Annotated in this window: 18 protein-coding genes; 10 read left to right on the top strand and 8 right to left on the bottom strand. The window is 71.7% G+C overall.

The window, feature by feature from the left end; translation table 11 throughout:
• Window positions 1-22: 22 nt before the first annotated feature.
• Window positions 23-856 (top strand): glycosyltransferase family 2 protein, encoded by an 834-nt coding sequence (locus tag QM708_RS14675; RefSeq protein WP_415110135.1) that lies wholly within the window; start codon window positions 23-25, stop codon window positions 854-856.
• Between the two features lie 170 nt (window positions 857-1,026).
• On the opposite strand, the gene QM708_RS14670 is transcribed toward QM708_RS14675, so the two are convergent.
• A complete protein-coding gene (locus tag QM708_RS14670; protein ID WP_415110132.1) occupies window positions 1,027-3,552 on the bottom strand; it encodes an alpha/beta fold hydrolase in 2,526 nt (841 codons plus the stop codon).
• 125 nt (window positions 3,553-3,677) lie between these two features.
• Between QM708_RS14670 and QM708_RS14665 the strand changes: the two genes are divergently transcribed.
• From QM708_RS14665 to QM708_RS14650, 4 genes are all read left to right on the top strand, one after another.
• Window positions 3,678-5,894: a hypothetical protein gene (locus QM708_RS14665; protein WP_415110129.1), complete on the top strand. Its 2,217-nt coding sequence runs from the start codon at window positions 3,678-3,680 to the stop codon at window positions 5,892-5,894.
• Window positions 5,895-6,122: 228 nt separating this feature from the next.
• Window positions 6,123-7,796, top strand: coding sequence for a YncE family protein (locus QM708_RS14660; protein WP_415110127.1), 1,674 nt, complete (start codon window positions 6,123-6,125; stop codon window positions 7,794-7,796).
• Window positions 7,797-7,918: 122 nt separating this feature from the next.
• On the top strand, window positions 7,919-10,303 hold the full coding sequence (locus QM708_RS14655; RefSeq protein WP_415110124.1) for a glycosyltransferase family 2 protein: 2,385 nt from the start codon (window positions 7,919-7,921) through the stop codon (window positions 10,301-10,303).
• On the top strand, window positions 10,300-11,301 hold the full coding sequence (locus QM708_RS14650) for a glycosyltransferase family 2 protein (protein ID WP_415110121.1): 1,002 nt from the start codon (window positions 10,300-10,302) through the stop codon (window positions 11,299-11,301). Before QM708_RS14655 ends, QM708_RS14650 begins: the two co-directional genes overlap by 4 nt.
• A 63-nt stretch (window positions 11,302-11,364) precedes the next feature.
• Here QM708_RS14650 and QM708_RS14645 read toward each other — a convergent pair whose 3' ends face one another.
• The 5 genes from QM708_RS14645 to QM708_RS14625 are packed head-to-tail and all read right to left on the bottom strand — an operon-like array spanning window position 11,365 to window position 17,858.
• The gene (locus QM708_RS14645) at window positions 11,365-12,246 is read right to left on the bottom strand and encodes a glycosyltransferase family 2 protein (RefSeq protein WP_415110119.1); all 882 of its coding nucleotides are present in this window, start codon (window positions 12,244-12,246) and stop codon (window positions 11,365-11,367) included.
• Window positions 12,243-13,526, bottom strand: coding sequence for a lipopolysaccharide biosynthesis protein (locus QM708_RS14640; protein ID WP_415110116.1), 1,284 nt, complete (start codon window positions 13,524-13,526; stop codon window positions 12,243-12,245). The genes QM708_RS14645 and QM708_RS14640 overlap by 4 nt, the downstream gene beginning before the upstream one ends.
• Window positions 13,523-14,557: an SGNH/GDSL hydrolase family protein gene (locus QM708_RS14635; protein WP_415110113.1), complete on the bottom strand. Its 1,035-nt coding sequence runs from the start codon at window positions 14,555-14,557 to the stop codon at window positions 13,523-13,525. Before QM708_RS14635 ends, QM708_RS14640 begins: the two co-directional genes overlap by 4 nt.
• Window positions 14,557-15,804, bottom strand: coding sequence for a glycosyltransferase family 2 protein (locus QM708_RS14630; RefSeq protein WP_415110110.1), 1,248 nt, complete (start codon window positions 15,802-15,804; stop codon window positions 14,557-14,559). Before QM708_RS14630 ends, QM708_RS14635 begins: the two co-directional genes overlap by 1 nt.
• Complete coding sequence (locus tag QM708_RS14625; protein WP_415110107.1) at window positions 15,792-17,858, bottom strand: hypothetical protein; 2,067 nt, start codon at window positions 17,856-17,858, stop codon at window positions 15,792-15,794. The genes QM708_RS14630 and QM708_RS14625 overlap by 13 nt, the downstream gene beginning before the upstream one ends.
• A gap of 172 nt (window positions 17,859-18,030) precedes the next feature.
• Between QM708_RS14625 and QM708_RS14620 the strand changes: the two genes are divergently transcribed.
• Both QM708_RS14620 and QM708_RS14615 read left to right on the top strand, forming a co-directional pair.
• On the top strand, window positions 18,031-19,263 hold the full coding sequence (locus QM708_RS14620; protein ID WP_415110104.1) for an MFS transporter: 1,233 nt from the start codon (window positions 18,031-18,033) through the stop codon (window positions 19,261-19,263).
• Window positions 19,238-19,990: a MerR family transcriptional regulator gene (locus QM708_RS14615; protein WP_415110101.1), complete on the top strand. Its 753-nt coding sequence runs from the start codon at window positions 19,238-19,240 to the stop codon at window positions 19,988-19,990. Before QM708_RS14620 ends, QM708_RS14615 begins: the two co-directional genes overlap by 26 nt.
• 52 nt (window positions 19,991-20,042) lie before the next feature.
• Here QM708_RS14615 and QM708_RS14610 read toward each other — a convergent pair whose 3' ends face one another.
• Both QM708_RS14610 and QM708_RS14605 read right to left on the bottom strand, forming a co-directional pair.
• The gene (locus QM708_RS14610) at window positions 20,043-21,329 is read right to left on the bottom strand and encodes a sensor histidine kinase (RefSeq protein ID WP_415110098.1); all 1,287 of its coding nucleotides are present in this window, start codon (window positions 21,327-21,329) and stop codon (window positions 20,043-20,045) included.
• Complete coding sequence (locus QM708_RS14605) at window positions 21,329-21,961, bottom strand: response regulator (RefSeq protein ID WP_415110095.1); 633 nt, start codon at window positions 21,959-21,961, stop codon at window positions 21,329-21,331. The genes QM708_RS14610 and QM708_RS14605 overlap by 1 nt, the downstream gene beginning before the upstream one ends.
• Window positions 21,962-22,109: 148 nt before the next feature.
• Here QM708_RS14605 and QM708_RS14600 point away from each other — a divergent pair, with 148 nt between their 5' ends.
• From QM708_RS14600 to QM708_RS14590, 3 genes are all read left to right on the top strand, one after another.
• On the top strand, window positions 22,110-23,174 hold the full coding sequence (locus QM708_RS14600) for an extracellular solute-binding protein (RefSeq protein ID WP_415110092.1): 1,065 nt from the start codon (window positions 22,110-22,112) through the stop codon (window positions 23,172-23,174).
• Between the two features lie 91 nt (window positions 23,175-23,265).
• Window positions 23,266-24,756, top strand: a complete 1,491-nt coding sequence (locus QM708_RS14595) for an ABC transporter permease (RefSeq protein WP_415110089.1) — start codon at window positions 23,266-23,268, stop codon at window positions 24,754-24,756.
• Window positions 24,757-24,953: 197 nt separating this feature from the next.
• Complete coding sequence (locus QM708_RS14590) at window positions 24,954-26,012, top strand: ABC transporter ATP-binding protein (protein WP_415110086.1); 1,059 nt, start codon at window positions 24,954-24,956, stop codon at window positions 26,010-26,012.
• The last annotated feature ends 298 nt before the right edge of the window (window positions 26,013-26,310 follow it).

The raw sequence follows: 26,310 nt of genomic DNA, 5'->3' as shown, positions 1-26,310 counted from the left end.
ACTTTCGGGGGGAAGTCTGCTCATGTCGCTCCGCACCATTCCCACACATCCCCGGGTCAGCATCATCGTCCCGACCTTCAACGAGGCGCCCAACCTGGAACGCGTCCTGCCCACCCTGCCTGAGGTGCACGAGGTGATCGTCGTCGATGGGGGATCGACCGACGGCACCGCCGAGACCGCCCAGCGCGTGATGCCGTCGGCACGGGTGATCCAGCAGACCCGCACCGGCAAGGGCAACGCCTTGGCCTGCGGGTTCGAAGCCGCCACCGGCGACATCATCGTCATGTTCGACGCCGACGGCTCGGCGGACGCGCGTGAAATTCCGGTGATGGTCGCCGCACTGCTCAGCGGCGCCGACTTCGTCAAGGGCAGCCGTATGCTGCACGGCGGAGGTTCGGCCGACCTCACCACGACCCGAGCGCTCGGCAACCGTGCGCTCACCGGCATGGTCAACGTCTTGTTCCGCACCCGCTACACCGACCTGTGCTACGGCTACAACGCCTTCTGGCGCGACGTTCTCGACGTGTTCGATCTTCCCGATCCGGACGCCACGGGGCGTCAGTGGGGCGACGGCTTCGAGATCGAGACCCTGCTCAACTGCCGGGCCGCCGCGGCGCGCCTGACCATCCTCGAGATCCCGAGCTACGAGCACGACCGGATCCACGGCGTGTCCAATCTGCGCGCGCTGCCCGATGGTATGCGCGTGCTGCGCACCATCGACGCCGAGTTCCGCCGGTTGCGGACGCTACATTCGGGCACCCGGCATGTCGGCGCCACCGCGCGCTTCTCGAGCCGGCCGGTGGCACGCCCGACGGGAATCCCGGCCTACCGCGGCCCCCAGCGCGTCGCGGGCTAGAGCCCCCCACCCCCGTGCTGATCTCGCTCGGCCGCGTCGCGGCCGAGCGAGATCAGCACGGGTTTTTCCTATCAAGACGCGCGGCCCGTCCACGCACCATGCGGACATCGATCCACACCGGTGCGAGCGATGAGCGCCATGTGACGACCGGAGCCTGATCCACCCGCCCGTCAGCCCACGCGGACGTCCACGGCAGACGCCACGCTCGCGGCGATCGCCTCCACGTACGGCGGTTTGAGGATGGCGACATGGCCGCATTCCACCTCGTGCAGCGCGTATTCCCCGGTCAATACATGGCGCCACCACCCGCGGTCATCCAGGTTCTCCGGGGTGAGGAACACCTCGGTGGGCCCGTCCCACGGCCGCACCCGGTACCACTCGGTGAGCCGCAGGCCGTGCTGGAAGAAGACCTGATCACGCACGGCGGGCTGGTAGCGCACCAGTCCGGCGCCGAGCAGTTGCAGGCGCGTCGACCACAGTTCGCGGCGGGTCTGCTTGCGCCCGCCCGGCGTCCGGATCTGCGGCGCCTGGTCTCCGCCGAGTTGCGCCAGGTTTCCGGGCAGCAGCGTGTCGAGCAGCACCGTCAGGGCGATGTCGTAGCCGCGTGCGCGCAGCAGGTGCGCGGTCTCCAGGGCGAACAGCCCGCCCAGGGAATGGCCGACGAGCACCACCCGGCCGGGGCGCTGCCGGCGTTCGATCAGGCCGGCGTAGCGCTTCGCGGCACGGCGCACCGACCAGTCCGGGATCGCCCGCCGCTCCAGGCCTCGCACCTGGAAGGCGTGCACCGCGTGGCCTTCGCCCATCTTCCGCGCCAGGTCGGTGAACAGGTAGGCGGGCCCGCCCGCTCCGGAGAAGCAGTACACCGGGACGTCCCCGGGCTCCCCCTCGCGCAGGGTCACCATCACGCCGTCGCCGGTGGGCGTCCGGTGCTCGGCGGACTGCCGGACCCGGGCGGCAAACGCGGCCAGGGTCGGCGCCGCGGCCAGGTCGGAACCGTGCAGGTCGATCCCCTCCTGGCCGAGGACCGCCAGCATCTCCTCCACGGCGAGGGAGTCGCCGCCGAGTTCGGCGAAGCTCTCATCAGGGCCGACCGCCTCCACGTGCAGGACGTCGCACCAGACCGCGGAGACCAACGCCTGCCAGCGGTCGGCGGGCAGGGCCGGCTGCGGCCGTGCCGCGGGGGTGGGCAGCGCGGCCCGGTCGACCTTGCCGCGCTCGGTGCGCGGCAGCGCGTCCATCAAGACGATCGCCTGCGGCACCATCCAGTCGGGCAGCCGCCGGGCGAGGCCGGCGCGGAGCTGGGCCAGCGACGGCGTCCGGCGCGCCGGATCGGGCACGACATAGCCGATCAGCCGGCCGGCGGCGGCGTCAGCCACCACGACGGCGTCGATCACCTCGTCGATACCCCGCAGCGCCGCCTCGACCTCGGCCGGCTCGACCAGGTAGCCGCGGATCTTGACCGCGTCGTCCTTGCGGCCGGCCAGCGTCAGCACGCCGTCCCGGACGCTGCCCCGGTCGCCGGTGCGGAACACCCGGTCGTCGCCGCGGTCGCCGAAGACCTCGGCGGTGCGTTCGGGATCGCCCCAGTATCCGGACGCCAGGAACGGCGAACTCACCTCGAGCACGCCGGTCTCGCCGGGGGCAAGCGGCTCCCCCACCTCGGAGACCGGGGTGATGCATTTGTTGATCGTGATCCGGCCGGCGGGGATCTGCCCGGCCGGCACCTCCTCATCGGCGCCGAGATGGAAGAAGGTCAGGTGCCCGGTCTCGGAGGAGCCGACGTAATTGGCGTAGCCGGCGTTCGGAAGGTAGCCGCGGGCTGCCGCCACGTCACGTCCGTGCACCGGTTCTCCGCAGGTGGTGACCAGACGGACGCCGGGGTAGCTCTCGCGCGCGAGGCTGCCGTTGAGATGCCGCAGCATCGACGGGGTGCAATGCAGCGTGGTGACGTTCCGTTCGGTGAGCCACGCGGCGATCTCGCCGACGGGTCGCTGCCGGGGGTCGAAGCTCTCCAGCAGGCAGCCGTTCAGCACCGACATGAACAGCACCTCCTGACCTGCCGCGTAGGCGGGCGGGAGCAGCATGGCGCAGACGTCACCGGGGCCTAGCCCGAACTCGCGCCGGGTGGTAGCGGCACCGTTCACGACGCTGGCGTGGCTCAGGATCACGCCCTTGGGGGCGCCGGTGGAGCCCGAGGTGTAGACCAGTGTCGCGGGCGTGCGGCCGCTGGGCCGGACCGGTTCACCGGCCGCCGGGAGTCCGTCGCGCCAGGCGTCGGTGACCGACAGGACGCCGACGGCGCCCGCCTCGTCCGCCACCGCGGCCAGCTCGTCGTCGACGATGGTGACCGTGGCCCGGGACGTCCGCAGGATCTGCCGCAGCCGGTCGATCGGGAGCTGCTGATCCAGCAGTGCCAGCGGACGGCCGGCGTATGCCACGGCGACAGCGGCCGCGAGCGCGCGGGCCGAACCGCCCAGGACCGCTACCGGAGACTCGCCCGCGCCCGCCTGCGCGAAGCTGCGGCACAGGGCGCCCAGTTCGCCGTAGCTGACCGTCGCGGCGCCGGCGTCCCGGATCGCGATACTCCCCTCGCCGACGGCCGCGATGACTGCCTCCAGCTGGTCGCACAGCGGGGTGTCCGCCAGCGGATCAGGCGTAGTCACAACGGATTCCGGACGCGCGTCCCGAGTCAGCATGTACCCCCCTCGTCGCCACACTCTGGGCACGATCAGAAATAGATGAGGCAATGCTAACCTAATCTTCACTGCTGCCCGCGAGAGGGGACGGGCGGCGGACAACACAGTAAGCAGGAGGAAAATCCGTGCCCACACAAGTCCAACGAACAACCGGGGAGAAGCGCCGCGTCGCCTCCCGCGCCCTGGGGGGTGTCGTCGCGCTCGGCCTGGTGGTCGGGTTCGCCGCGGCAGGGCCGCTCGCTCAGGCCGCGACCGTCACGGCGGGATCGCGCACGTTCGACGTCCAGAGCGCCACCGTCGGCCAGGACCACTACCAGGCCGCCTACTCAGCTCGGAACAACGTGGTCTGGGTGAGCGCCACCAGCCACGCGTGGGGCGCCGACGGCACCCCGCGGGCGGCCGTCTCGACGGTGAGCAAGCTGAACCCGCAGACGATGGAAGTGCTCCAGACCATCACGCCGCGCACCCTGGACGCCGGCAGCCCGAATGCGCGCCCCGAGGCCGCCTACGGCATCGCCGTCGACGACGAGAACAACCGGCTGTGGACCAGCGCCACCCGCGAGGACGCCGTGGCGATCTACGACCAGAGCACGGGTGCTCGGGTCACCACCATCGGTGGTGTCGGGCACAGCCGCGATATCGCCATCGATCCGTACCGCGACATCGCCTACGTGAGCGATCCCAACGGTGGCCGCATCACCAAGATCGACACCAATACGCTCCAGGTGGTCGAACGGATCGAACTCGGCGGCAGCTTCTCGCCGATGAGCCTCGATCTGGTCGCCAGCCAGACCAGCGGCAAGCTGTACACGGTCAACCTGAACGACGGCGCACTGATCGAGTTCGACCTGGTGACCAAGAGCGTGCGGACCGTCGCGCGCACGGGCGGCGTCCGCGCCTCCGGCGTCGCGGTCGATCCCACCCGCGGCCTGGCCTACGTGTCCAGCCAGGACTCCGCGGACGTCCGCACGGTGAACCTGTCCACCGGCGCGGTGATCAACACGGTGAAGGGTTCGGCCGGCGTGCTCAACTCGGCCGTCGATCCGCAGGCCGGCCTGGTGTACTCGGCCGCCTTCTACGGCTCCAGCGTGGTGGTCACCGACGCCACTACCGGCGCCCTGGTCGGTGAGGTGCCGGTCGGTGCCGGCCCCAACGACGTGATCGTGGTCAACGGCTCCGCCTGGGCCGTCGACCGTGCCGCCAACGGCTCCAAGGTGTGGCGGATCACCCCGCAGTCGACCACCCCGACCCCGACCCCGACCCCCACGCCGACCCCGGAGCCCACGCCGAATCCGGCCGAGCCCACCTTGGCGATCGAGGGAACCCCGACGGTCGGCGGCACCTTCACCTTGCGCGGCACCGGCTGGGTCCATCCGGACGGCACCGGCTCGCGCATCGGCGTCAAGATCGATGAGGGCGCCTTCGTCAACGCGGCCGGCAGCCAGGTGTGGATGGTGATCGAGGCCGAGGACGACGGCAGCTTCGAGGTCGACGTGACCCTGCCCGATGGCACCACCGGCCCGGCCGGCAGCACGCCGGCCTTCAAGTCGGGACCGCACGCGCTGCTGTTGCTGACCGGCACGCTCAAGCCGGGCGACAACCGCCGCGTCAAGGAGATCAAGTTCACCGCGAGCGACGCTCAGCCGACGCCGACCCCCACTCCCGAGCCGACGCCGACCCCGACCCCCAAGCCGACGCCGACCCCGGAGCCGACGCCCACTCCTCAGCCGACGCCGAGCCCGACGCCGACCCCCAAGCCGACGCCCACTCCGACCCCGGAGCCGGGCCAGGCACCGACCGCGACCCAGGCCCCCGAGATCCGCGGTGACGCGTGGGGCAACGAGGAACTGATCGCGACGCGCGGATCGTGGCGCAACGCCGACCAGGCAACCTACGCCTACCAGTGGCTGCGCAACGGTGAGCCGATCGAGGGTGCGACCTCGCGTCGCTACACCCTGACCGGTGCGGACGCCGGCAAGAAGCTGTCCATCCGCGTGCAGGCCACCAACGCCTCCGGCGCCAAGGGCGAGGCCGTCTCGGCCGAGCGTGAGGTCTCGAAGGCCAACACCCGGGTGCGAGCCGAGGTCGTGCGCGCGCAGGGCCGCAACCAGGGCACCGTCCGGGTCGAGATCGGCTCGCGGGACTGGATCAAGCCCGAGGGCGGCGAGCTGATCATCTCGGCCAGCGGCAAGACGGTCAGGGTCCCCGTGTCCGACTACTACACCACGGCCGCGCTGCCGTGGCTGCGGCCGGGCATGACCCACCGGGTCACCATCCGCTACACCGGTGACGAGAGCCTGTCGGGCTCCTGGACCAGCTTCAACCTGCGGGTCCGCGGCTGATCAAGCACCGATGAAGCACCGTTGAGGGTGGTGGCGCCACGAGGCGTCACCACCCTCTTCTCATGCGCGGACGAGAAACACGCCGCGGAAACTTAGGTTCGGCTAACCTCACCCCTAGGCGTCCACGAGAGGGGTGGACCGCAGACAAGCACCGCAGCAGGAGGAGAATCCGTGCCCACACGCGCCCATCCAACCACCACCAGGAAACGCCGCGGCTGGCGAAGTGCCGTGACGTTGGCCCTCACCCTCACCCTCGGTCTGGCAGCCACCGCGCCTCTGGCGCGGGCCGCGACCCCGGTGGCGGGATCCCAGGTCTTCGATGTCGAAGGCGCTACCGTCGGCCAAGACCTCTATCAGGTCGCCTACTCGGCCCGGAACGACGTCCTCTGGGTCACCGGCACCAGCCACGTCTGGAACGACGACGGAGAGCCGCGAGCCGCCACGTCCACGGTGACCAAGGTGAACCCGCGCACCCTGAAGGTGCTCCAAACCATCAAGCCGCGCACCCTGGACGCCGGCACCCCGAACGCCCGCTCCGAGGCCGCCTACGGCATCGCCGCCGACGACGAGCACAACCGGGTCTGGACCACTTCGACCCGTGAGGAAAGCGCGGTCATCTACGACCAGGGCACCGGCGCCCACGTCCGGACCATCCCCGGCGTCGGGCGCGCCCGCGACATCGCGATCGACCCCTACCGCGATGCCGCCTATCTGAGCGATCCGAACGGTGGCCAGATCACCAAGATCAGCACCAAGACGCTGGAGGTGATCGACCGGATCAAGCTGGGCGGCGGCTTCTCACCGATGAGCCTGGAACTGATCGCCGATGAGACCAGCGGCAAGCTGTACACCGTCAACCTCAATGACGGCGCACTGATCGAGTTCGACCTCGTGACCAAGAGCGCCCGCACCGTCGCGCAGACCGGCGGCATCAGCGCCTCCGGCGTCGCCGTCGACCCCACCCGCGGACTGGCCTACATCTCCAGCCAGAAGTCAGCCGACGTCCGCACCGTCAACCTGGCCACCGGCAAGGTGACCAAGGTGACCAGCGTGATCGACACGATCAAGAACGGCGCCCCCGGAGTACTCAACTCCGCCGTCGACCCGAAGGCCGGCCTGGTCTACTCCACCGTCTTCCAGGGCTCCAGCGTGTTCGTCACCGATGCCACCACCGGCGAACCGGTCGGCGAGGTGCAAGTCGGCTCCGCCCCGAACCATGTGATCATCGCCGGCGGCTCTGCCTGGGCCGTCGACCGCGCACCCGGTGGCTCGAGCCTGTCCCGGATCACTCCGAAAACCACCACCCCCGACCCGGATCCCTTCCCGGTCCCCGATCCCAGCCAGCCTCCGAAGCCTGGCGGCGTGAAGCCTGCGATCAGCGGCAACGCCGTGGTGAACGAGGTGCTGTACGTGACTCGCGGAACATGGCTGAACGCGCCGGGGGCGTACTTCGAGTACCAGTGGGTGCGCAACGGCAAGCCGATCAAGGGCGCCACCTCACGGGAATACCGCCTCACCGCTCAGGATGCCGGGCAGAAGCTGTTCGTCTGGGTCCAGGCCAGCACGGCTGCGGGCTCCGGAGAGGCACTCTCGGACGAGATCACCGTCGCGAAGGCCGCGAAGGCCGATACCCGGGTCAGCACCAAGGTCATCGCACCGCAGGGTCGCCAGCAGGCCCGGATCGTGGCCGAGATCGGCTCGAAGGACTGGATCAAGCCCAGCGGCCGGCTGACCATCACCGCGAGCGGGAAGACGGTCTCGGTGCCGGTCTCGGACTACTACGTCGAGGCGGAACTGCCGTGGCTGCGCCCAGGCCTGACGCACCAGGTCACCGTCCACTACTCCGGCAACGACACGCTCGACGGCTCCTCGACCAGCTTCGAGCTCGCAGTTCGCAGCTGATCCAGCACCGCTGAAGCACCGTTGAGGTTGGTGGCGTCACGGCGCCACCACCCTCGTCGCGTACCCTGGCCACGAGATGGTCAGCGCGATCTGTTCGATTTGTTTAGGCTAGTCTTACCTAAATGACTGGCTCTCGCGAGGCCTCCCCGGTGCCTGACTTCGACCCCGCACGCAGCAGTGTGGCGGTGGTGATCTGCGCCTACGACGACGGGCGTTGGCCGGTGCTCGCCCAGGCCGTGCAGGCCGCCGCCGGCCAGCTCGGCGAGGCCGATGAACTCGTCGTAGTCATTGACCATAACCCAGGCTTGCTCACCCGCGCGCGTGACGCATGGGAGGGCCTCCCCCGGGTGCGGGTGGTGCCCAACTCCGGTGAGCGGGGCCTGTCGGGTGGCCGCAATACCGGCATCGAACACAGCAGCGCCGCGGTGGTGGCCTTCCTCGACGACGACGCCGTGCCCCGTCCGGGTTGGGTGGAGGCGCTACGGGCGCGTTTCGCCGATCCCGCCGTGGCCGCGGTGGGCGGCGCCGTCCACCCGCGCTGGGCCGCCGGGACGCCGCCGCGCTGGCTGCCCGAGGAGTTCGGCTGGGTGGTCGGCTGTGACTACCGCGGCCTGCCCAGCGACGGGGCCTCGATCCGCAACCCGATCGGCGCCAACATGGCCATCGCCCGGGACGCCTTCGACGCCGTCGGCGGCTTCTCCGAGCGGCTCGGGCGCACCGGCGAACTGCCGACCGGCTGCGAGGAGACCGAACTCGGCATCCGGATCCGCGCCGCACTGCCCGGCCGTATCCTGGTGCGCGACACCAGCGCGGCCGTCGACCATCTCGTGCCCACCGGACGCGGCACCGTGCGCTACTTCGCCCGTAGATGCTGGAACGAGGGCCGCTCCAAGGCCGCGCTGACCGCGCTGGTCGGCGCCGGCGACGCCCTGTCCAGCGAGCGCGGTCACGCGTTCCGGCTGGTCACCCGGGCGCCGGCACGCTACCTGCGCCGGGCCGCCGGCGGTGACCCGAGCGGGGTGGCCCGCGCCCTGTTCTGTGCGGTCGGCCTGGCCGTGACCGGCGCCGGCTACCTCTCCGGCCGCAGTAGCGGCGTCTCCCGGGTCACCGGCCAGGACGCCGCCCCCTCCGCCCCGGTCGCCACCTCCGGCCTGGCCGACGACTCCTCGCCGGCCGACGTTTCCTCCCCGGTCACCGCTTCCTCGCTGGCCACCGATTCCTCGTCGGATCCATCCGGCTTCACGCCGATCCCGGTGATCGACGTCGACCTCGGCACCGGGCGGGGTCCCGACGTCCAGGCGCCCGAGGTGCAGGTGCTGGTGCGCTGCCACGGCTGGCCGCTCGGCCAGACCCGAGTGCGCCTGGATGCCGTGCCGCAGGGCATCGATGACTGGCGCACGCTGCTCCGCGACGCCGACCCGGCCCTGGTCGCTGCCGCCGACGGTCTTGCCGCACCCGCGGCTGCCACGCCCGCGGCGTCCGGGCTCGGCACCGGCACCGGCGAGACGGTCAGCGTGGTGATCTGCACGCTGGGCCGCAACCCGCTGCTGACCACCACGGTGCGCGCGGTGCTCGCCCAGCGCGGCCCGATGGACGAACTGCTCGTCATCGACAACGACCCGGGCTCGGGCGGGGTCGCGACACTGCTGGACGGAATCAGCGATCCCCGGCTGCGGGTCGTCGCCGAACCGCGCCGCGGGGCGTCCCATGCCCGCAACACCGGGGCCGCGCACGCCCGCGGCGTCCTGCTCGCGTTCACCGACGACGACGCGGTGCCCGATCCGGACTGGACCGCGCAGCTCACCGCCGCCCTGACCGCGCACCCGGGCATCGGCTGCGCGACGGGCCTGGTGCTGCCGGCCGGCTTCGAGTCGGCCGACCAGTTGCGGTTCGAGGAGTACGGCGGCTTCGCGAAGGGGTATGCCACCACGCACTGGGACCCGGCGGACGACCCCACCCTGGACGCCGCACTGACCGCATGCGCGCGGGCGGCGGGCTCCCCCACCGATGCGGTGCCCGGACGCCGCGGCGCCGCGTTCCCCTACACCGCCGGCGAGTTCGGCTCGGGCGTGGTCGCCTTGCGCGCCACCACCTTCGCCGCGCTGGGCGGGTTCGACCCGGCGCTGGGCCCCGGCACGCCGACGCACGCCGGTGAGGATCTCGATCTGTGCCGCCGGGTCTACCTGTCCGGCGCCGCGGTGGCCTATCACCCGGCGGCCATCGTCCGGCATCACCACCGCACCGACGGCGCCCAGCTGCAGGAGCAGATCTTCGGCTACGGGGTGGGGCTGACCGCCGCGCTGGCCAAGCTGCTGTTCACCCAGCCGCGGCATCTGGCCGGATTCGCCGCGCGCATCCCCGCCGCGGCGAACATGCTCTTCGCGGCCGACTCGAAGAAGAACGCGGCACTGCCCGCGGACTTCCCCGCCGAACTGCTGCAAGCCGAGCGCCGGGGCATGCTGGCCGGCCCGTTGCGCTACCTGCGGTCCCGGGCGGCGGCCCGATGAGCCCCAGCATCGGGGTGGTCGTCCCCGTCTACCGGGTGGAACGCTATGTGGCGGGCTGCGTCGCCTCGATCGGCGCGCAGACGCTGGCCGCCGACCGGGTGATCCTGGTGGACGACCGCGGCGGCGACGCGTCCATGGACCGCGCCCTGGATGCCGCCCTCGACGCCGGGCTCGCCGTCGAGGTGGTCACCCAGCCCGAGAACCGCGGGCTGTCCGCCGCACGCAATGCGGGCCTGGCCAGGCTCGATACCGACCTGGTCTGGTTCTGTGACTCCGACGACACCGTCGAGCCCACCTTCCTGGAGGCGATGCGGGACGCCCTGGTCGCCTGCGACGCCGAGGTGGCGATGTGCCGCACCGCCCGGGTGGACGAGGCCGGCGCCCGGCTCAGCATCGACGAGGACTCCTTCGGCGACCAGCGCTCGCTGCCCGGGCGCGAACTGGCCCGGCGGCTGCTGCGCAGCGAGGCCCGCGGCTACGCGTGCAACAAGCTGTTCCGGCGCGCGGTGCTCGGTGAGGCGCCCTTCCCCGAAGGGCACGTCTACGAGGATGTCGCCCCGCTGCTGCGGATCGCGCTGGCCGTCGAGACGGTGGCGCTGGTGGACGCTCCGCTGTACCGCTACCTGATCAACGAGTCCTCGATCTCGCGGCGGTTCGGGCCACACACGCATGACCTGTTCGTGCAGGACGGCCACGTGCAGGCGCTGCTCGCCGCGGCCGGCGTGTTCGACGGCCCCGAGGCGGACGCCTGGCGCCGCGCGCACCTGCGCTTCCGCTACGACGGGGTGGTGCTGCCGGCGTCCAATATGGCGCTGCGCGCCCGGTTGGCCGGCTCGGCGATCCCGGAGATCGGCGAGGTGGTCCGGACGGCGCGGGCCCTGATCCGGCCTGCGGATCTGGTCGGGTTGTGGCGCGACGGCGCCCGCCGTCAGGTGGTGGCGGCGGGTGTGCTGGCGCTCAGCCCGTGGCTGTACGCGCAGATCCTGCGCCGCCGCTGAACAGCGTCCGCCCTTGCCGGGACCACTCTCGTAGCGTGGGGAGCGGACGCCCCTGGGCCAGGCTCAGCGGCGCAGTAGACCGCGGACGCGCTCGCGTCCGACCAGCAATGCTTGGCCCACGCCCGCCAGGCCGCCGGTGCGCGCACCGAGGTAGAGCAGCACGGGCAACCGGCGCACGAGGTAGACCAGCACCCCGGTCAGCCCGGCGCCTTGGGGCCACAGCAGCCGCCGCATGCGTTCTTCGCTGAACCGGACGCCGCGGGCGGCCAGATTCTCCACGCAGATCCGCAGGTGGGTGCGGATCATCACGTCGCTCTCCCGCCTGGTCACCTGCTCGGGGTGCTGGCGGTAACGCAGCCCGACCTCGCTCAGGTTGCGCAGTTCGCCGAACTCGGAGAGTTCGCTGAACAGCTTGAAGTCCTCGGCCTGCAGGTAGCCCTCGCGATAGCGCACGTTGTTCCGGCGGATCACGTCGGCGCGGATCAGCACGGTTGCATGCGGGACCGACGATCCGAAGATGAGGTGCGCCCGGCAGGCGCGCGCCCCGCGCGGGGGGCGGACGATCCCCTCGATGGCGCCGAACAGCTCGTACGGCGTGCCACAGGCCACCGTCGCGGGATGCTGTTCGAAATGCTCCAGCTGACGCCGCAGCCGCCCCGGCGACATCAGGTCGTCGGCGTCGGTGCGCGACAGGAAGGTGCCCCGGGCGACCTCCAGGCCGTGGTTGAGCGCGCCGATCAGCCCGAGGTGGTCCACCCGGACGACGCGCAGCCGCGGGTCGGTGTAGGACCGCAGGATCTCGGGCGTGCCGTCGGTCGACCCGTCGTCGATCACCAGCAACTCGAAGTCGGCGGCGTCTTGGGTCAGCACGCTGTCGATGGCCTCGGCCAGGTACTGCTCGCCGTTGTAGACCGGCATCAGCACGGTCACCAGTGGGTCACTCATGTCATTCTCCTGATCGTCCGCCAGGTGGGCACGGCGAGAATCGCCGCGGCGACGGCCTCCACCACCAGATAGCTGTAGCCGATGCCGTTCAGTCCGAACCGGTCGATGATCAGCACCACCCCGCCGACGACCAGCACGGTGGTCAGCACCTGCATCACCATCGCGAGCTTCAGCCGGCGGGTCACCCGAGCCACGCCGGCGTACAGGATGCCGACCACCGACAGCGGCATGCTCAAGGCCATCAACCGCACCAGCGACTCGGTCTCGGACGCGTACCGTTCGCCGAGCAGCCCCAGCACGACCGGCGCGCCGAACCAGAGGAAGAGCGCCCCGAAGACCGCCAACGCCGACAGGATCGCCGCGAACCGCAGGGTCAGCCGGCGCGCGTTGGCGCCCGGCGCGGACGCCTGCGCGATGTAGGGGCCTAGCACCGTGCCCAGCAGCAGCGCCAGCGCCGAGAACAGCGTCCAGGCCATCGTGAAGGCCGCGTTGAGTTCGGCCCCCAGCCGGTCGACCACGATCAGCGGGATCACCAGCGGCGCCGAGGCGCCGACCACCATGATCCCGACGCTGGTGCCGAAGTAGGAGGCCAGTTCGCGCACCGGCGGGAGCGACGGCGCCGCCTTCATCAGGGTCGGCGCGCCGCAGTGCTTCCAGACCGCCGGCAGGTAGAGGATCACCAGCAGCAGGGCCGGCGCGGACCAGGCCAGCACCAGCGACTCCCCGCCGATCAGCATCAGCGCCGCGGCCCCTGCCGCGAGCGCCAGCTTCGCCACCGCGTGGGCGATGTTCTTCACCGCGGCCCAGCGCGCCCGGCGCAAGCCGATCAGGGTGTTGTCGAGCAGCGCGAACTGGGCCAGCGTGATCACCAGCACCGGGAAACCCACCCACTCCCACGGGTGCACGAACAGCCGCTCCGTGGGGCCGAGGAGCAGGAAGCCCGACCCCAGCAGCAGGGCCAGGGCGGCGGTGGCCAGCCCGCCGCGCAGAAGATAGCGGCGGGTGTCGCGTCCGGACACCGGAAGGAACCGCTCGTACATCCCGCCCAGGCTGAGGTTGGACACCGTTGCCAGCGCGGTGGCCGCCGACACGATCGCTGAGGCCCGGCCCACCTCCGCCATCGGGAATCCGCGCGCCGCGATCGTCCAATAGGCCAGGCCGAGCAGGGCCGTCACCCCGGTCGACATGGTCAGCGCCAGGGCGTCCAGTTCCAGCGTCGCCCGCTTCAGGCGCGCTCGCCAGCCCACCTTGCCGGGTGCCACGATTTCGGGCGCCGTCATGGCCGCGCCTCGTAGAACGCCGATTCGGCGAGGTCGGCGACGAAGGCCTGCCCGGCGTCGGTCAGGTGGATGCGGTCGCGCGCGTACAACTGCGGGGCCACCTTGACCACCGGCATCCGGTGAGCCAGGTCGATCACCGGAACGCCGAGTTCGGCGGCGTAGTCGAGGGTGACCTGCTGGAAGTCGAGCCATGAGGTCTCCGAAGTCTCGTCGGCCACCGGCTGGGTGCCCAGAATCCAGGACGCCCGCGGCGCCGCCTGGCCGACCCGGTCGTGGATCGCACGCAGGTGCGCACCGAACCGGTCGCGGTCCCCGTCGTTCCAGAAATCGTTGCCGCCCAGGGAAAGCACGACCACGTCGGGGTCGATGGTGGTCAGCAGCGACCTCAACCCCGGCTGATCGAGCCACCACAGCCAATCGGAGGTGCTGCTGCCGGACCAAGAGAGGTTGTACACCTCGATCGAGCCCTGACCCGTCCGCCCGAGCACACCAACGATGGCGCCGTTACCGGTCACGGTGAGGGTGGTGCCGAGGTCGCCCACCTCGAAGCTGTGCAGCCCGGCGCCCGGACTGCTGAACTCGACCCGCCGGTCCCCCGAGGTCGCGGTGAACGACGCCCCGGCCCGCTCGGAATAGACGTGGACGACGGCGGTGTCGAAGCGGCCCACGTCCCAGCTGACGGAACCACCCTCCACCGCCCCGGGGACGCCCACGCCGTCCCTGGCCGGCCAGGCGCCGCGCTGCGGGCGTCCGGCCTCGAATTCGAACATGTCCCCACCCAGGGACGCCGGCAGCCACGTACCGCCGGACTCGCCCTCACGGCGGTACTCGCGCAGCCGCGAGCCGAGCAGGTGCGGCCAGGTCTTCTCCAGCGCCGTCACCTCTCCCATTCCCTCCGAGAGGGAATCGGAGAGCACGACGATGCGCGTCGGCCGGGGCTGCCACGGACGGGTGACGGCGAGCACGCCGGCGATCAGCACCACGGCCAACACGATCGCCAGCGTCACGAAGAAACGTCGACGGGTGCCCATCAGGCATCCTCCTGTCTGGGTCGGCGCGCGCTGCGGCGCTGTCTGATCCGGGCACCCAGGTAGACCGCGGGGCCGGCCAGGTAGCCGCGCCGCTCCGCCCAGGTGGCCTGCGCGGGGAAGGCCGCAGTCTTGCCCTTGTTCTTGTTCGAGCCGGAGTCCAGCAGCAGGCGCAGCCCTCCGGGCAGCTTGCGGAGCACCCCGGCCGCGGTCGCGGGTGAGCTGAGCAGGCGCTTGGCGACCACCGCGGCCATGCCCAGCCCGTAGCCGTACATCTGTTCCACCAGGGCGTCGTGGTCGGCCCGGTGATGATGCCGGACCAGCGCGGCCGGCCAATAGACGACGGTGCCGCCGTCGAGGTAGACGGTCTGGAAGGCGTCCAGGTCCTCGCCGCCGCGGGTCGGCGAGCCGGCGCCCAACGCCTCGTCGAATCCCCCGCGCGCCCGGAGCGCCTCGGCTCGGAAGGCCATGTTGTTGCCCGACCCGTAGCAGGCGTCGAACGGGAAGGCCAGGCCCTCCGGGCCGGGCTGCGTGCCGAGGGCGGTGGTGGTGCCACCGCGCCGCCAGTGCACCGCGCGCAGGCCCTTCGCGAAGCCGCCGGCCTCCTCGAAGAACAGCTGGGTGCGGGTGGCCACCTCGGTGGGCAGCACCAGCCCGGTGACGCAGTCCACCTGGTCGCCGGATTCGAAGACGGACGCCAGCGCGGCCACCCAGCCCGGGTCGGGGAGCGCGTCGTCGTCGGTGAACGCCACCACCGGATGGCCCGCCTCGGCCAGCCCGGCGTTGCGGGCCGCGGACAGGCCGCGGCGGGGCTGGTCGATGATGCGCAGCCGCGGATCTCCGACGCCGGCCAGCAGCGCGGGCACCCGCCCGGATCCGGGGTCGTTGTCGACGACCAGGATCTCGATGTTCGTGTGGGTCTGCGCCAGCAGCGCCGCCACCGTGTCGGTCAGCCGGGGTTCACGGCCGAGGGTGCAGACCACCACGCTGACCCCGACGGTGGTGGGACGTCCCGCGACGAAGCCCGACGGCGGGCGCACCCCCTCCTCGGCGACGGCGCGCCGGACGATCCCGGCGGCCTCGGCCGCCGTGGCCGCCCGAACATCGCACACGGCGGCCGGCCAACCGCCCGCCGTGGCCAGCACGAACAGGCGCCCGTCGGCGTTGGGTTGCAATGCGGCGTCCACGGCGTCCTCGACGGCCCAGGTCACGCAGCGGATCGGCGTCAAATCTTCGTTCACGGCAGCCATCGCGCCGCCTCCTGTTCCCGGGCATGCTCCGGCACGTAGCGGAACACCGAGACCCCATCGCGCTCAAGCACCGTGTCCCAGCGCGCACGTTGCCGCAGTTCCCCGCGCACGCGCTCGATGGTGCCCTCACGCGCAAAGCCGCTATACGCTGCGAAGGCGTCCATCCGGGGCCCGACCAGGACGAACGTCGGCGACGGCCGCTCCTCCAGATGCGCCTCGAGCACGTCCAGGTAGTCGGGCAGCCTGATCCCTCCGCCCACGTTCTGCAGGGATTGGTCGTAGTCCCAGTACTCGGCGTAGCGCGCCGCGTAGTTTTCGGTCGAGCGCGACGGCCAGTAGGTCGACAGCGGGCTGAGGAATGCATGCCCGGGCACCGAGCGCTCCAACTGCGCCTCGACCTCGTACTCGGCCTTGGTCACGCCGTAGTGGTAGAAGGTGGCGAAGTAGGCGTGCCCGGGGACGAGAGCCAGGAAGAGCGCGACCGCTCCCGCGATCAGCCGGCGCCAGGTCGCACCCGCGATCTGGCGAGCCAGCCACGGTCCGACCAGCAGCGAGCAGCCGGGGATCGAGTAGAGCATCACCCGCAGCAGCGCCTCGCCGCCGTAATTCTGAGCGAGCAGGATCGCGAACGGCGAGAAGGCCAGCACGACGGCGACCGGCCCGGTGCCGCGGAACCAGACCCGCCGGCTGTTCTCGATCAATCCCAAGAACGCGATCAGGATCGCCAGGCCCCACAGGCCGACCGAGGCGATCCGCGCCGTCATCTGCTGGATGGCCAGTTCGGCGCCCGGCGTCGAGGCGACCGAGTTGGTCTGCGCGTTGCTGACCGGGTTGAATCCGCTGAACAGGCCGTAGCCGTCGGCGATGTCGAAGTTGACCGCCAGCTGGGCGAGCGCCAGCGCGCCGCAGGCAACCAGCAGCAGCCAGGGCACCCGGCGCAGCACGGCGAGAATGAACAGGGCGCCGAGAAGCCAGAACGGGGTGAGCTGGTGGGTGATCACCAGCGCGCCGAAGCAGATCACCGCCATCACCCAGGCTGCCCGGCTCCGCCGGGCGCGCAGTGCCAGCGCGGCCACCACGATCGCCTGGATGTAACCGATCGCTTGAGGAGCGAAGTAGTCCTGCCCGATCCAGTTGGCCAGCAGGGCCACCATGGCCGCCGCGAGCGAGTCCGCCGTCTCCAGCCGTAGCGCCCGGGCCAGCAGGTAGACCGCGCCCGCCGAGGCGAAGGTGACCGCCAGGGTGAACCAGGTCGCCATCGCGATGGTGGACAAGCGACTGGCCTCGCCGATCCAGGCGAAGGCCGCGAAGAATCCCGGCCAGCCCTGATAGATGTCCAGGCCACGCTGCAGGGCGCCGGTGGAGGCGATCAACTCGACCACGCCGAGATGCTTGTAGGCCCAGTCGGCCCACGGTGCGCCGAGCGCCAGCGGCGCCACTCCGCGCTGAATCAGGCAGGTGAGCGCGAGCATCGTCCACAACAGTCCGGTGTCACGCAGCCGCAGCGCGATGCCGAAGGCGAGCACCGCGAGCAGGAGCGCGGCGGTGAAGGTCGGCACCATCACCAGCGGGCCGAATGCGATCCGCTCCGCCGCGATCCGGGGCAGTGAGATCAGCCACAGCACGGCGGCTAGCACCCCGGTAACCGCCGCCGTGATGGCCCAGGCGCCGCGCGGAAACGCGAACACCGGACGCGGCTGCCGGCTGAGGTGGAAGACCGAGTAGAGCGCTCCGAGGGCCGCGACGACCACGGTCGTAGGCACGGGCGTCCACCCCCCGGCCCACAGCGACCCCGACGAGACCAGCACCACCACCGAGATGCTCAGCGCCGGCACCAGGCCCACGAGGGGCAGGCCGGTGGAGGGCAGCAGCCGGACCACCAGCGCCCCGGGCACCAGCAGCCAGAACGGCAGCGCCGTCCAGGCGAGCGCCGGGACCATCTGGCCCGCCAGCGTCGCCACGCACAACGCCAGCGTGGGCCACATGCCCCAGGTCCGCCGCGGTGCCAGCGACCGCCGCGCGACCGTGGACGGCACGGAAGAAGTCAGAGTCATCACAACCTTTGCATAAGTGAGGCTAACCTACCTCGCTCGCCTAGTCCGCCGGCCACCGTACCAGCGCACGGAAACCGCCCCTCCCGGCCGCCCGCTCCCCGATCAGCCGGCCACCGGAGGCCACCGCGTCCGGCTTGACCTTGACGCCGCGTCAACCTTCATCATTGATCGGGTGAACTCGAAAGCGACCCTGCCGCTCTACCTGACCGCCACCGCCACCTCGCTGTTCGGCAACGCAGCGATCGCGATCGTGCTGCCGTGGCTGGTGCTGGAGCGCACCGGCAATCCGGCGCTGGCGGCCACCGTCGCCGCGGTCAGCGCGTTGCCGGCGGCCATCTCGGCCTTCGTCGGCGGACACCTCATCGACAAGGTCGGACGCCGGCGCATGTCGGTGCTCGCCGACCTGGGCTCGGCCGCCTCGGTGGCCGGGCTGGCCATCGTGGACGCCGCCGTCGGCCTGGACGCGTTCTGGTTCATCGCGCTCGGCATCCTGGGCGCCCTCTTCGACGTGCCCGGCATGACCGCCCGCGAAACGCTGCTCGCCAACGTCTCCGAGACCTCGGGGGTGACCCTGGACCGGATCGCGGCCCTGCGCGGGATGATCTTCGGGCTGTCCTTCCTGGCCGGCCCCGCGCTGGCCGGCTGGCTGCTGACCATGCTCGACTCCGTCGACGTGATCTGGATCACCGCTGGCTGCTCGCTGGCGGCGGCCGTGCTGATCGGGCTGATGCCGCTGGTGCCGTCGGCCCTGGCGCCGTCGGAGGACACCTCGGTGCTGGCCGGATTCACCCTGGTATTCGGCACCCCCGCCCTCAAGGCGATGCTGATCATCTCGCTGGCCTCCATGGTCGTCGTCGGCCCGCTGCTGGCGATCATCCTGCCGGCGCACTTCACCGCGCTCGCCTCGCCCGGCCAGCTCGGCCTCACCCTGTCGGCCTACGCGGTCGGGTCGATGGTGGGCTCGGGCCTGTATGGTCTGCTGTTCGGCAACCGCCGCTGGGCGGCCTGGGTGGTGTCCAACCTGCTGTACGCGGTGGGAGGCGTCCTGGTCGCGACCCTGGACGGCTTCTGGCTGGTCGCGGTCGGCATGACGGTGGCCGGCATCGCCTCGGGCCTGATGCAGCCGCTGACCACCGTGGTGATGACCGAGCGGATTCCCGACGCCCTGCGCGGGCGTGTGTTCGGCGCCTACTCGGCGGCGAGCATGATGGCCAACCCGGTCGGCCTCGGGTTGATGGCGCTGATCCTCAGCGCCGGAACGCTGCAGACCGGTGCCTGGGCGATGGCCCTCGGCTGGGCGATCGTCTCGGCCTACGCCATCGTGGCCCCTTCGTTGCGCGGCTATGTCGAGGCCGCGCCCGAACCCGAGAAGGAGCCGGATGCTGACCATCAGACGGCTGGCTGACTACGTCGGGGTCACCACCCGCGCGATCCGGCACTACCACGCGCTCGGCCTGCTGCCCGAGCCCACCCGGGCCGCCAACGGCTACCGGGTCTACGACGCCCAGGCGGTGGTGAACCTGCAGCGGATCAAGGTGCTCACCGACGCCGGGCTGCCCCTGGGCCGGGTCAAGGACCTGCTCGACGCCGACCGGGCCACACTGCTCGCCGCCGTCGCCCAGGCCGAGGACGCGCTGGATGCGCGCATCGAGCAACTGCAACGCACCCGCCGCTCGCTGGCCGCGCTCACCGCCGAGGAACCCTTCCTGCCGCCCGGCCTGGCCGCGATGCAGCGGCGCATGCGCGTGATCGGCGTCTCGGAGCGGACGCTGAGCATCGATCGCGGCTCCTGGATCCTGATCGGCGTCCTCTACCCCGAACTCGTTGCCGCCTGGCTCGCCTCGCAGGTCGAGATGATGGACGACGACGCCTACCGCGAGCTGTACCTGCGCGTCGACCGGTCGATCGACTGGGCGCCGGACGACCCACGCATCGAGCAACTGGCCCAGGACCTGGTCGCCTGGAGCCAGGTCATCGGCGAGCGGATGCAGCCGCTGGACACCTCCGGCTGGCAGGACGACACCACCGCCTACTCGCTGGTGGTCACCTACCGCCGCGCCCGCGAGTCACTCGCCTGGGATGCGCTGATGAACCGGGTGCAGGAGCTCATCGAGACCGACATCCCGCGCTGATCTCCACGCTGACCCGTGCCGGCGCCGCGCTCAGGCCGGCCGGACAGCACCGTCACGGACGCGGCAGGCCGGGGGCGAGATCGCGCCGCGGCAGGCGCAGCACCACCGTGGTTCCCTCCGCGCCGCTGGTGATGGTCATGGTGCCGCCGGCGTCCTCGACGGCGGCCCGGACCAGGGTGAGTCCGTGGTGGCCGCGCGGCGTCCGGGACGGGTCGAAACCCGAGCCGTCATCGCTGACCCGCACCGTCACCCGGCCGCCGTCGTCCTGGAGCGTCATCCACACGTGCGCGGCGCCGGAATGGGTGAGCGCGTTGCGCAGCAACTCCACCCCGCACCGGTGCACCAGCGCGCGGATCCGGCTCTCCACGCCGGCCAGGTCGTCGCCGGTCACCGTGACGCGCGCCTCGCCGCCCATGCCGTCGGCCGCCGACCCGAACGCCTCTTTCATATCGTCGGTGACCTCGACCGGATCGAGGTCGTCCAGGAGGTCCCTCAGTTTTCCGATCTGGGCGCGCACCTGCTCGGCGGCCAACTCGTCGCCGCCGCCGGCCTGCGCGCGTTCGAGCCGGACGCCGAGGGCCGCCAGATCCTGCACCGGGCCGTCGTGGATCAGCCGCGCCAGCCGGCGGCGCTCGGTCTCGGACGCCGCCAGGGCCCGCTCGACCAGTTCGCGGCGTTCGCTCTCGGCGTCCGACACCCGGCGGGCCAGTCGCACCGACAGCGGCAGGGTCAGCGCCGCGAGCAGCACCGGTCCCCCGATCGCGGCCGGCAGCGTGTAGGTGAGCATCGCCCGGATCCGCTGATCGGTCTGGGTGATCAGGTAGAGCTCGGCGACCGCGAGGGTGCCGTCGGCGTCGGTGAAGGTTTGGTAGACCTCGACGACGCGCTCGCCGGGGCGCTGTTCGTGGGCGTGCGCTTCATCGTTGGGCAGCGGCACCACCACCGGATCGGAGGTCTCCAGCGCCCGGCGCAGGTAGGAGCTGACCGGCACCCGGAGCCCCTCGATCTCGTCCAGGTCGGAGTAGACGATCCGCGCGATGTCCTCGTCGTCGTGGATGCGCCAGATCTTGATCCGGTACACCTCGCCCTCGGCGAGGATGTCCGCGACCGTCCGGTCCAGCAGCGTCCGCGCCGCCACATCGGTGGTGCGCTCCAGGTCGGTGACCCGCAGCGGGGAGACCACCGCGCGGGCGAACGACCGCGCCGTGACCCGGGCGTTGTGCTCGGCCTCGGCGCGCGCGGCCCACCACACGCCCACCACGCTGGCCGTGGTCACGACGACGAGCGCGAGCAGCGTGGCGAACAGGAAGCGGGCCAATGGCCGGCGCAGGATCCGCATCAACCGACCCGCACGAGGCCTTCACGAGCGGCGGCCGCGACCGCCTCCAGCTGGGACTGCGCACCGAACTTGGCCAGGATCGCCTTCACATAGCCGCGGGTCGTCGAGACGCTCAGGCCGAGCTGGGTCGCGATGTCCTGCACGTGCCGGCCCTCGGCCAGCAAGCCCAGCACCTCGCGTTCGCGCCGCGACAAGGAACGCAGCGAGGCGGCATCGGACCGTTCCTGCAGGCGCCGGTCGCGTGCCGGATCCTCCGGTGTGGCCTCGCGGATCGCGGTGATCAGGTCCGCGAGGCGTCCGTCCTTGCCGAGATAGCCGACCGCGCCCGCCTCGAAGGCGGTCCGCTCGTGGTCGGGGCGGGGCCGCGCGGTCAGGATGATGACGCGGACGCCGGGCACCAGCGCGCGCAGCCTCGGCACGAGCTGGACGCCGTCGCCGGAGGGCAACTGCGCGTCCAGGATGATCGTGTCCGGGCGCGTGAGGTCGGCGGAGGCGAGGGCGCTGTCGAGGTCATCGGCGATGCCCGCGCACTCCCACCCCGCTTCATCATCGATCGCGTTCGCGATGAGTTCGGCGAGGACGCCGTGGTCCTCCACGATCAGGATGCGTCGCGTGTGCTGCACAACCTGCATGTATGCCACCTCGACCTCGCGTTTTCAACTCCCCATTTTTCGGGGAACTGCCTTCTGACAAGCCAAGGATAACCTCACTTGGACCGGGGCGCCCGTCGAGGCAGGCCCCGATCGTCCATCCGGCTCCCCACCTGTTGAGGTCATCATCATGCGCATCGTCCGACGTTCGGCCCTCGCGGTCGTGGCTGCCGCCGGCCTGGCTCTGAGCCTGGTCGCCTGCTCCACCCCCGCGGCCCAACCGAGCGGCACTCCCGCCAGCACGGCGAGCGCTCCGGCGTCCTCGCTGGTCATCTACTCCGGGCGCGGCGAGGATCTGGTGGGGCCGCTGATCGCGAAGTTCGAGCAGACCTCCGGGATCAAGGCCGACGTCCGCTACGCCGGGAGCGCCGAGCAGGCCCAGTTGCTGCTCACCGAGGGCGCGAACACACCGGCGCAGGTGTTCCTGTCCCAAGAGGCCGGCGCGCTCGGCCTGCTGGGCGAGGCGGGGCTGCTCAGCGAGCTGCCGGCCGAGGTCTTGTCGAAGGTGCCGGACGCCTATTCGGCCGACGACGACACCTGGGTGGGCGTCACCGGCCGGGCGCGGGTGGTCGCCTACGACTCGCAGCAGGTCGACGAGGCCGACGTGCCCACCACCGCCGCGGCGATCGTGGATCCGCGCTGGTCGGGTCAGGTCGGCATCGCGCCGGGGAACGCCTCCTTCCTGGCCTTCGTGACCGCGATGAGGCTCGTCGACGGTGAGGACGCGACGAAGCAATGGCTCGGCAAGCTGGCCGCCAACCAGGCCAAGTCGTTCGCGCGCAACGGCGCGATCCTCGAGGCCGTTGACAAGGGTGAGGTCAAACTCGGGCTGATCAACCACTACTACTGGTACTCGGCGGCCGCTGAGCGCGGCGCCGACACCATGCGCGCCAAGATCAAGTTCGGCGCATCGGGCGATGTCGCCGCGCTCGTCAACGCCACCGGCGTCGGCATCCTCGCCCCCGCCGCCTCGAATCCGAGCGCGCGCGCCTTCGTGGACTTCCTGCTGTCGCAGGAGGCGCAGAGCTACTTCGTGGAGCACGAGTTCGAATACCCGCTGGTCACGGGTATCGCAGGCCCGGCGGGAGTCCCGCCGCTGGAGTCGCTGCGCGGACCGTCCGTCGACCTCTCCGACCTGGGCACGGTCAAGGAGAGTGCGGCGCTCGTCGATGGGGCGGGCCTGACGGTCGGTTGAGCATGGCGACCCCTGAGGCCGGCCGGCGCGCCCTCTCGCGCCGCCGGCCCCGTTCGTCCCCGGCGGTCACCCCGGGCATCGCCCCTCCCCCGTGCTACTGGCGCTGGGGGCGCTGACCGTGGCGGTCGTGGCGACCCCGGTGATCTTCCTGCTCGCCGAACTCGCCGCAGAACCGGACGCCGCCCTCGCCGCGCTCCGGCGTCCGCGCACGCTGCGGCTGGCGGGCAGCACGATCGGGCTGGTCGCCGCGGTGGTCGCCGGCACGCTGGCGCTCGGAGTGCCGACCGCCTTCCTGCTGGCGCGGACGCGGCTTCCTGCGCTGCGCTGGTGGCAGGTCGCCGCCGCGCTGCCGCTGGCCATCCCGTCCTATGTGGCCGGGTTCGCCTGGGTGAGCCTCACCCTGCTGCGCGGGTTCTGGGGATCGCTGGTGGTGCTGGTGCTGGTCTCGACGCCGTACGTGACCCTGCCGGTCGCGGCCGCCCTGGCCCGGGCGGATCTGGTGCCCGAGATGGTGGCCCGCACCCTCGGCGCCGGGCCGTTGCGGGCCTTCATCTCGGCCACGCTTCCCCAGATCGCGCCGGCCGCCGCGGCGGGGGCCCTGCTCGCGGGGCTGTACACGATCTCCGATTTCGGCGTGGTCGCCATCATGCGCTACCCGGCGTTCACCTGGGCGATCCAGACCGCGTTCTCCGACACCTTCAACCGTGCGCTGGCGATCGCCCTGTCGCTGCTGCTGGTGCTGATCGCGGTGCTGATCGTGCTCGCCGAGCGGGCCTTCCGGCGCCGGGTGATCGCCCCGCAGCGCGTCCGGTACGGCACGGCGGACCGCGTCCGGCTCGGTGGGCCGGCGCTGCTCGCGGCGTGCGGCGGCCTCGGCGCCGTCTTCGCGGTGGGGGTCGGCGTGCCGGTGGCGACGCTGGCCGGGCGGGCGCTCAGCAGCGTCGCCGAGCGCGAGGTCGAGACGGCCCGGCTGCTGCAGACCGCGGGGACCACCATCGCCTTGGGGTTGGCGGGCGCGGCGCTGGCCACCCTGCTCGCGCTGCCGGTCGCGGTGCTCGCCGCCCGGCACCGCACTCGCACCGTCGCCGCCCTGGAAACCGGGATGTACCTGGGCCACGGCTTGCCCGGGATCGTCGCCGGCCTGGCGATGGTCTATCTCGCCCTCGGCGTCGCGCCGGCCGCCTATCAAACCCTGCCGCTGCTCGCCGTCGCCTACGGCGTCCTGTTCGCGCCGAAGGCCGCCGGATCGGCGCGCGCCGCCCTCGGGCAGGTGCCCACCGGCTTGGAGGACGCCGCCCGCACCCTCGGCTGCTCCCGCTGGGAGACCTGGACCTCGGTGACCGCACGCCTGGCCTGGCCCGGCGTGCTGGCGGGCGCGTTGCTGGTGGCGCTGACCGTGATGAAGGAACTCCCCGCCACCTTGATGCTGCGCCCCACCGGCGTCGACACGCTCGCCACCCGGTTGTGGCAGCTCACCGACATCGCCGCCTACGGTGCCGCCGCCCCCTACGGGGTGGCGCTCATCGGGGTCGCGGCCGTCCCCGCGCTATTGCTGGCGTACCGACCCGAACGGACGCCATGAGTAGTCCGGATGCCCCGGTGACCGCCGCCCGCGATGCCCCGGACGCGCCGCCCCGAACTGACTCCATGAGTCGTCCGGACAGGCGGGCGACCGCGCCCCACCACGCCCCAGGTGGCCCGGCCCGATCGGAGGCGATGAGCAATTCGGTTTCTGGTTCTTCGTCCTCAGCGGTCCGCTCTCCCGTCGCTCTGGATATCGTGGGGTTGTGCGCGAGCTACCACGGTGAGCGCCGGGCCGCGTCCACCCAGGTGCTGCACGAGGTGGACCTGACGGTGCGCTCGGGCGAGTTGCTCGCCGTCCTCGGCCCCAGTGGCTGCGGGAAGACCACCTTGCTGCGCGTGATCGCCGGGCTTCATCCGGCCGACGGCGGGCGGATCGAACTGGGCGGACGCCTGGTGTGCGACCGGGATGTCTCGGTTCCACCCGAGCGGCGCGGGGTGGGGCTGGTTCCGCAGGATTCGGCACTGTTCCCGCACCGCGATGTCGCTGCGAACATCGAGTTCGGGTTGCGTTCGCGGCGCGGCGGCGTTCGTCTCGACCGCGCCGCACGCCGGGAGCGCGTGCGGCACCTGCTGGACCTGGTCGACCTGCCCGGCTACGGCCACCGCTACCCGCACGAGCTCTCCGGAGGCGAACGCCAACGCGTGGCGCTGGCCCGCGCCCTCGCGCCCGAGCCGGCGATCGTCCTGCTCGACGAGGCATTCGGGGCCCTGGACGCCTCCCTGCGCGCCCAAGTGCGCACCGACGTGCGGGCGATCCTGCGGCGCACCGGCTCCACCGCGATCCTGGTCACCCACGACCAGGACGAGGCCCTCTCGATCGCCGACCGGATCGCCGTGCTGCGCGCAGGCCGCGTCGCCCAGGTCGGCTCGCCTCGCGCGGTCTACGAGCGGCCCGCCGACGCCTGGACCGCACGGTTCCTCGGTGAATGCAGCGTGCTGCCCGGTCTGAGCGACGGACGGCGCGCCACCTGCGCGGCAGGATCGGTGCCCTCCAACGTGCGCCCCGGCCCGGTCGAGGTGCTCGCCAGACCGGAGCAGATCGCCCTCGCCGCCGTCGCTCCGAGCGAGCCCGGCGTCGCGATCGGGACGGTGCTGGGCGCCGACTACCGCGGCCGTTCCACCTTGTACCGGCTCCAACTCACCGGCGGCGAAGAGGTCGTCGCGCACGCCGACGGCGCAGTCCGGCATGAAATCGGGACAGTGCTGCAGGTGTCTCTGCGCGGAAACGTGCACGTGCTGCCCATCGACCGCTGACGAGTCTTCCTTCCACTCCCGCTGATCCCTGACGGGCTCCCCTCCCTCGCTGACGCCCCTCCTCTCCCGCCCCCGATCGCTCCCAAGCGTCCCCTCCTGCTCCTTCCAATCTCTGCCAACCACCCCTCCCGCTGGCTCCAATCGCTGCCGAGCCCCCTCTCCCACCGATCGCGGGCGGGCTCCCTTCCGCGCTCGCCCGAGAGGCGTGACAACCCCTGCCTAATGTCCTGGCACGAAACGAGACGAACGCGGGCCGATGCCGTGCGAGCACGGACGCGAACGCGAACTCGAGGAAGGA

The sequence above is a fragment of the Propioniciclava sp. genome (assembly GCF_047602245.1).
Taxonomy (GTDB): domain Bacteria; phylum Actinomycetota; class Actinomycetes; order Propionibacteriales; family Propionibacteriaceae; genus Propioniciclava.
This window is presented reverse-complemented; position numbering and strand designations above follow the sequence as displayed.

Excerpts from the sequence above, each read along its gene's own strand:
- QM708_RS14675 (WP_415110135.1), top strand. The coding sequence starts at position 23 with ATGTCGCTCCGCACCATTCCCACACATCCCCGGGTCAGCATCATCGTC.
- QM708_RS14670 (WP_415110132.1), bottom strand. The coding sequence starts at position 3,552 with ATGCTGACTCGGGACGCGCGTCCGGAATCCGTTGTGACTACGCCTGAT.
- QM708_RS14655 (WP_415110124.1), top strand. The coding sequence starts at position 7,919 with ATGACTGGCTCTCGCGAGGCCTCCCCGGTGCCTGACTTCGACCCCGCA.
- QM708_RS14650 (WP_415110121.1), top strand. The coding sequence starts at position 10,300 with ATGAGCCCCAGCATCGGGGTGGTCGTCCCCGTCTACCGGGTGGAACGC.
- QM708_RS14645 (WP_415110119.1), bottom strand. The coding sequence starts at position 12,246 with ATGAGTGACCCACTGGTGACCGTGCTGATGCCGGTCTACAACGGCGAG.
- QM708_RS14640 (WP_415110116.1), bottom strand. The coding sequence starts at position 13,526 with ATGACGGCGCCCGAAATCGTGGCACCCGGCAAGGTGGGCTGGCGAGCG.
- QM708_RS14635 (WP_415110113.1), bottom strand. The coding sequence starts at position 14,557 with ATGGGCACCCGTCGACGTTTCTTCGTGACGCTGGCGATCGTGTTGGCC.
- QM708_RS14630 (WP_415110110.1), bottom strand. The coding sequence starts at position 15,804 with ATGGCTGCCGTGAACGAAGATTTGACGCCGATCCGCTGCGTGACCTGG.
- QM708_RS14625 (WP_415110107.1), bottom strand. The coding sequence starts at position 17,858 with ATGACTCTGACTTCTTCCGTGCCGTCCACGGTCGCGCGGCGGTCGCTG.
- QM708_RS14615 (WP_415110101.1), top strand. The coding sequence starts at position 19,238 with ATGCTGACCATCAGACGGCTGGCTGACTACGTCGGGGTCACCACCCGC.
- QM708_RS14610 (WP_415110098.1), bottom strand. The coding sequence starts at position 21,329 with ATGCGGATCCTGCGCCGGCCATTGGCCCGCTTCCTGTTCGCCACGCTG.
- QM708_RS14605 (WP_415110095.1), bottom strand. The coding sequence starts at position 21,961 with ATGCAGGTTGTGCAGCACACGCGACGCATCCTGATCGTGGAGGACCAC.
- QM708_RS14600 (WP_415110092.1), top strand. The coding sequence starts at position 22,110 with ATGCGCATCGTCCGACGTTCGGCCCTCGCGGTCGTGGCTGCCGCCGGC.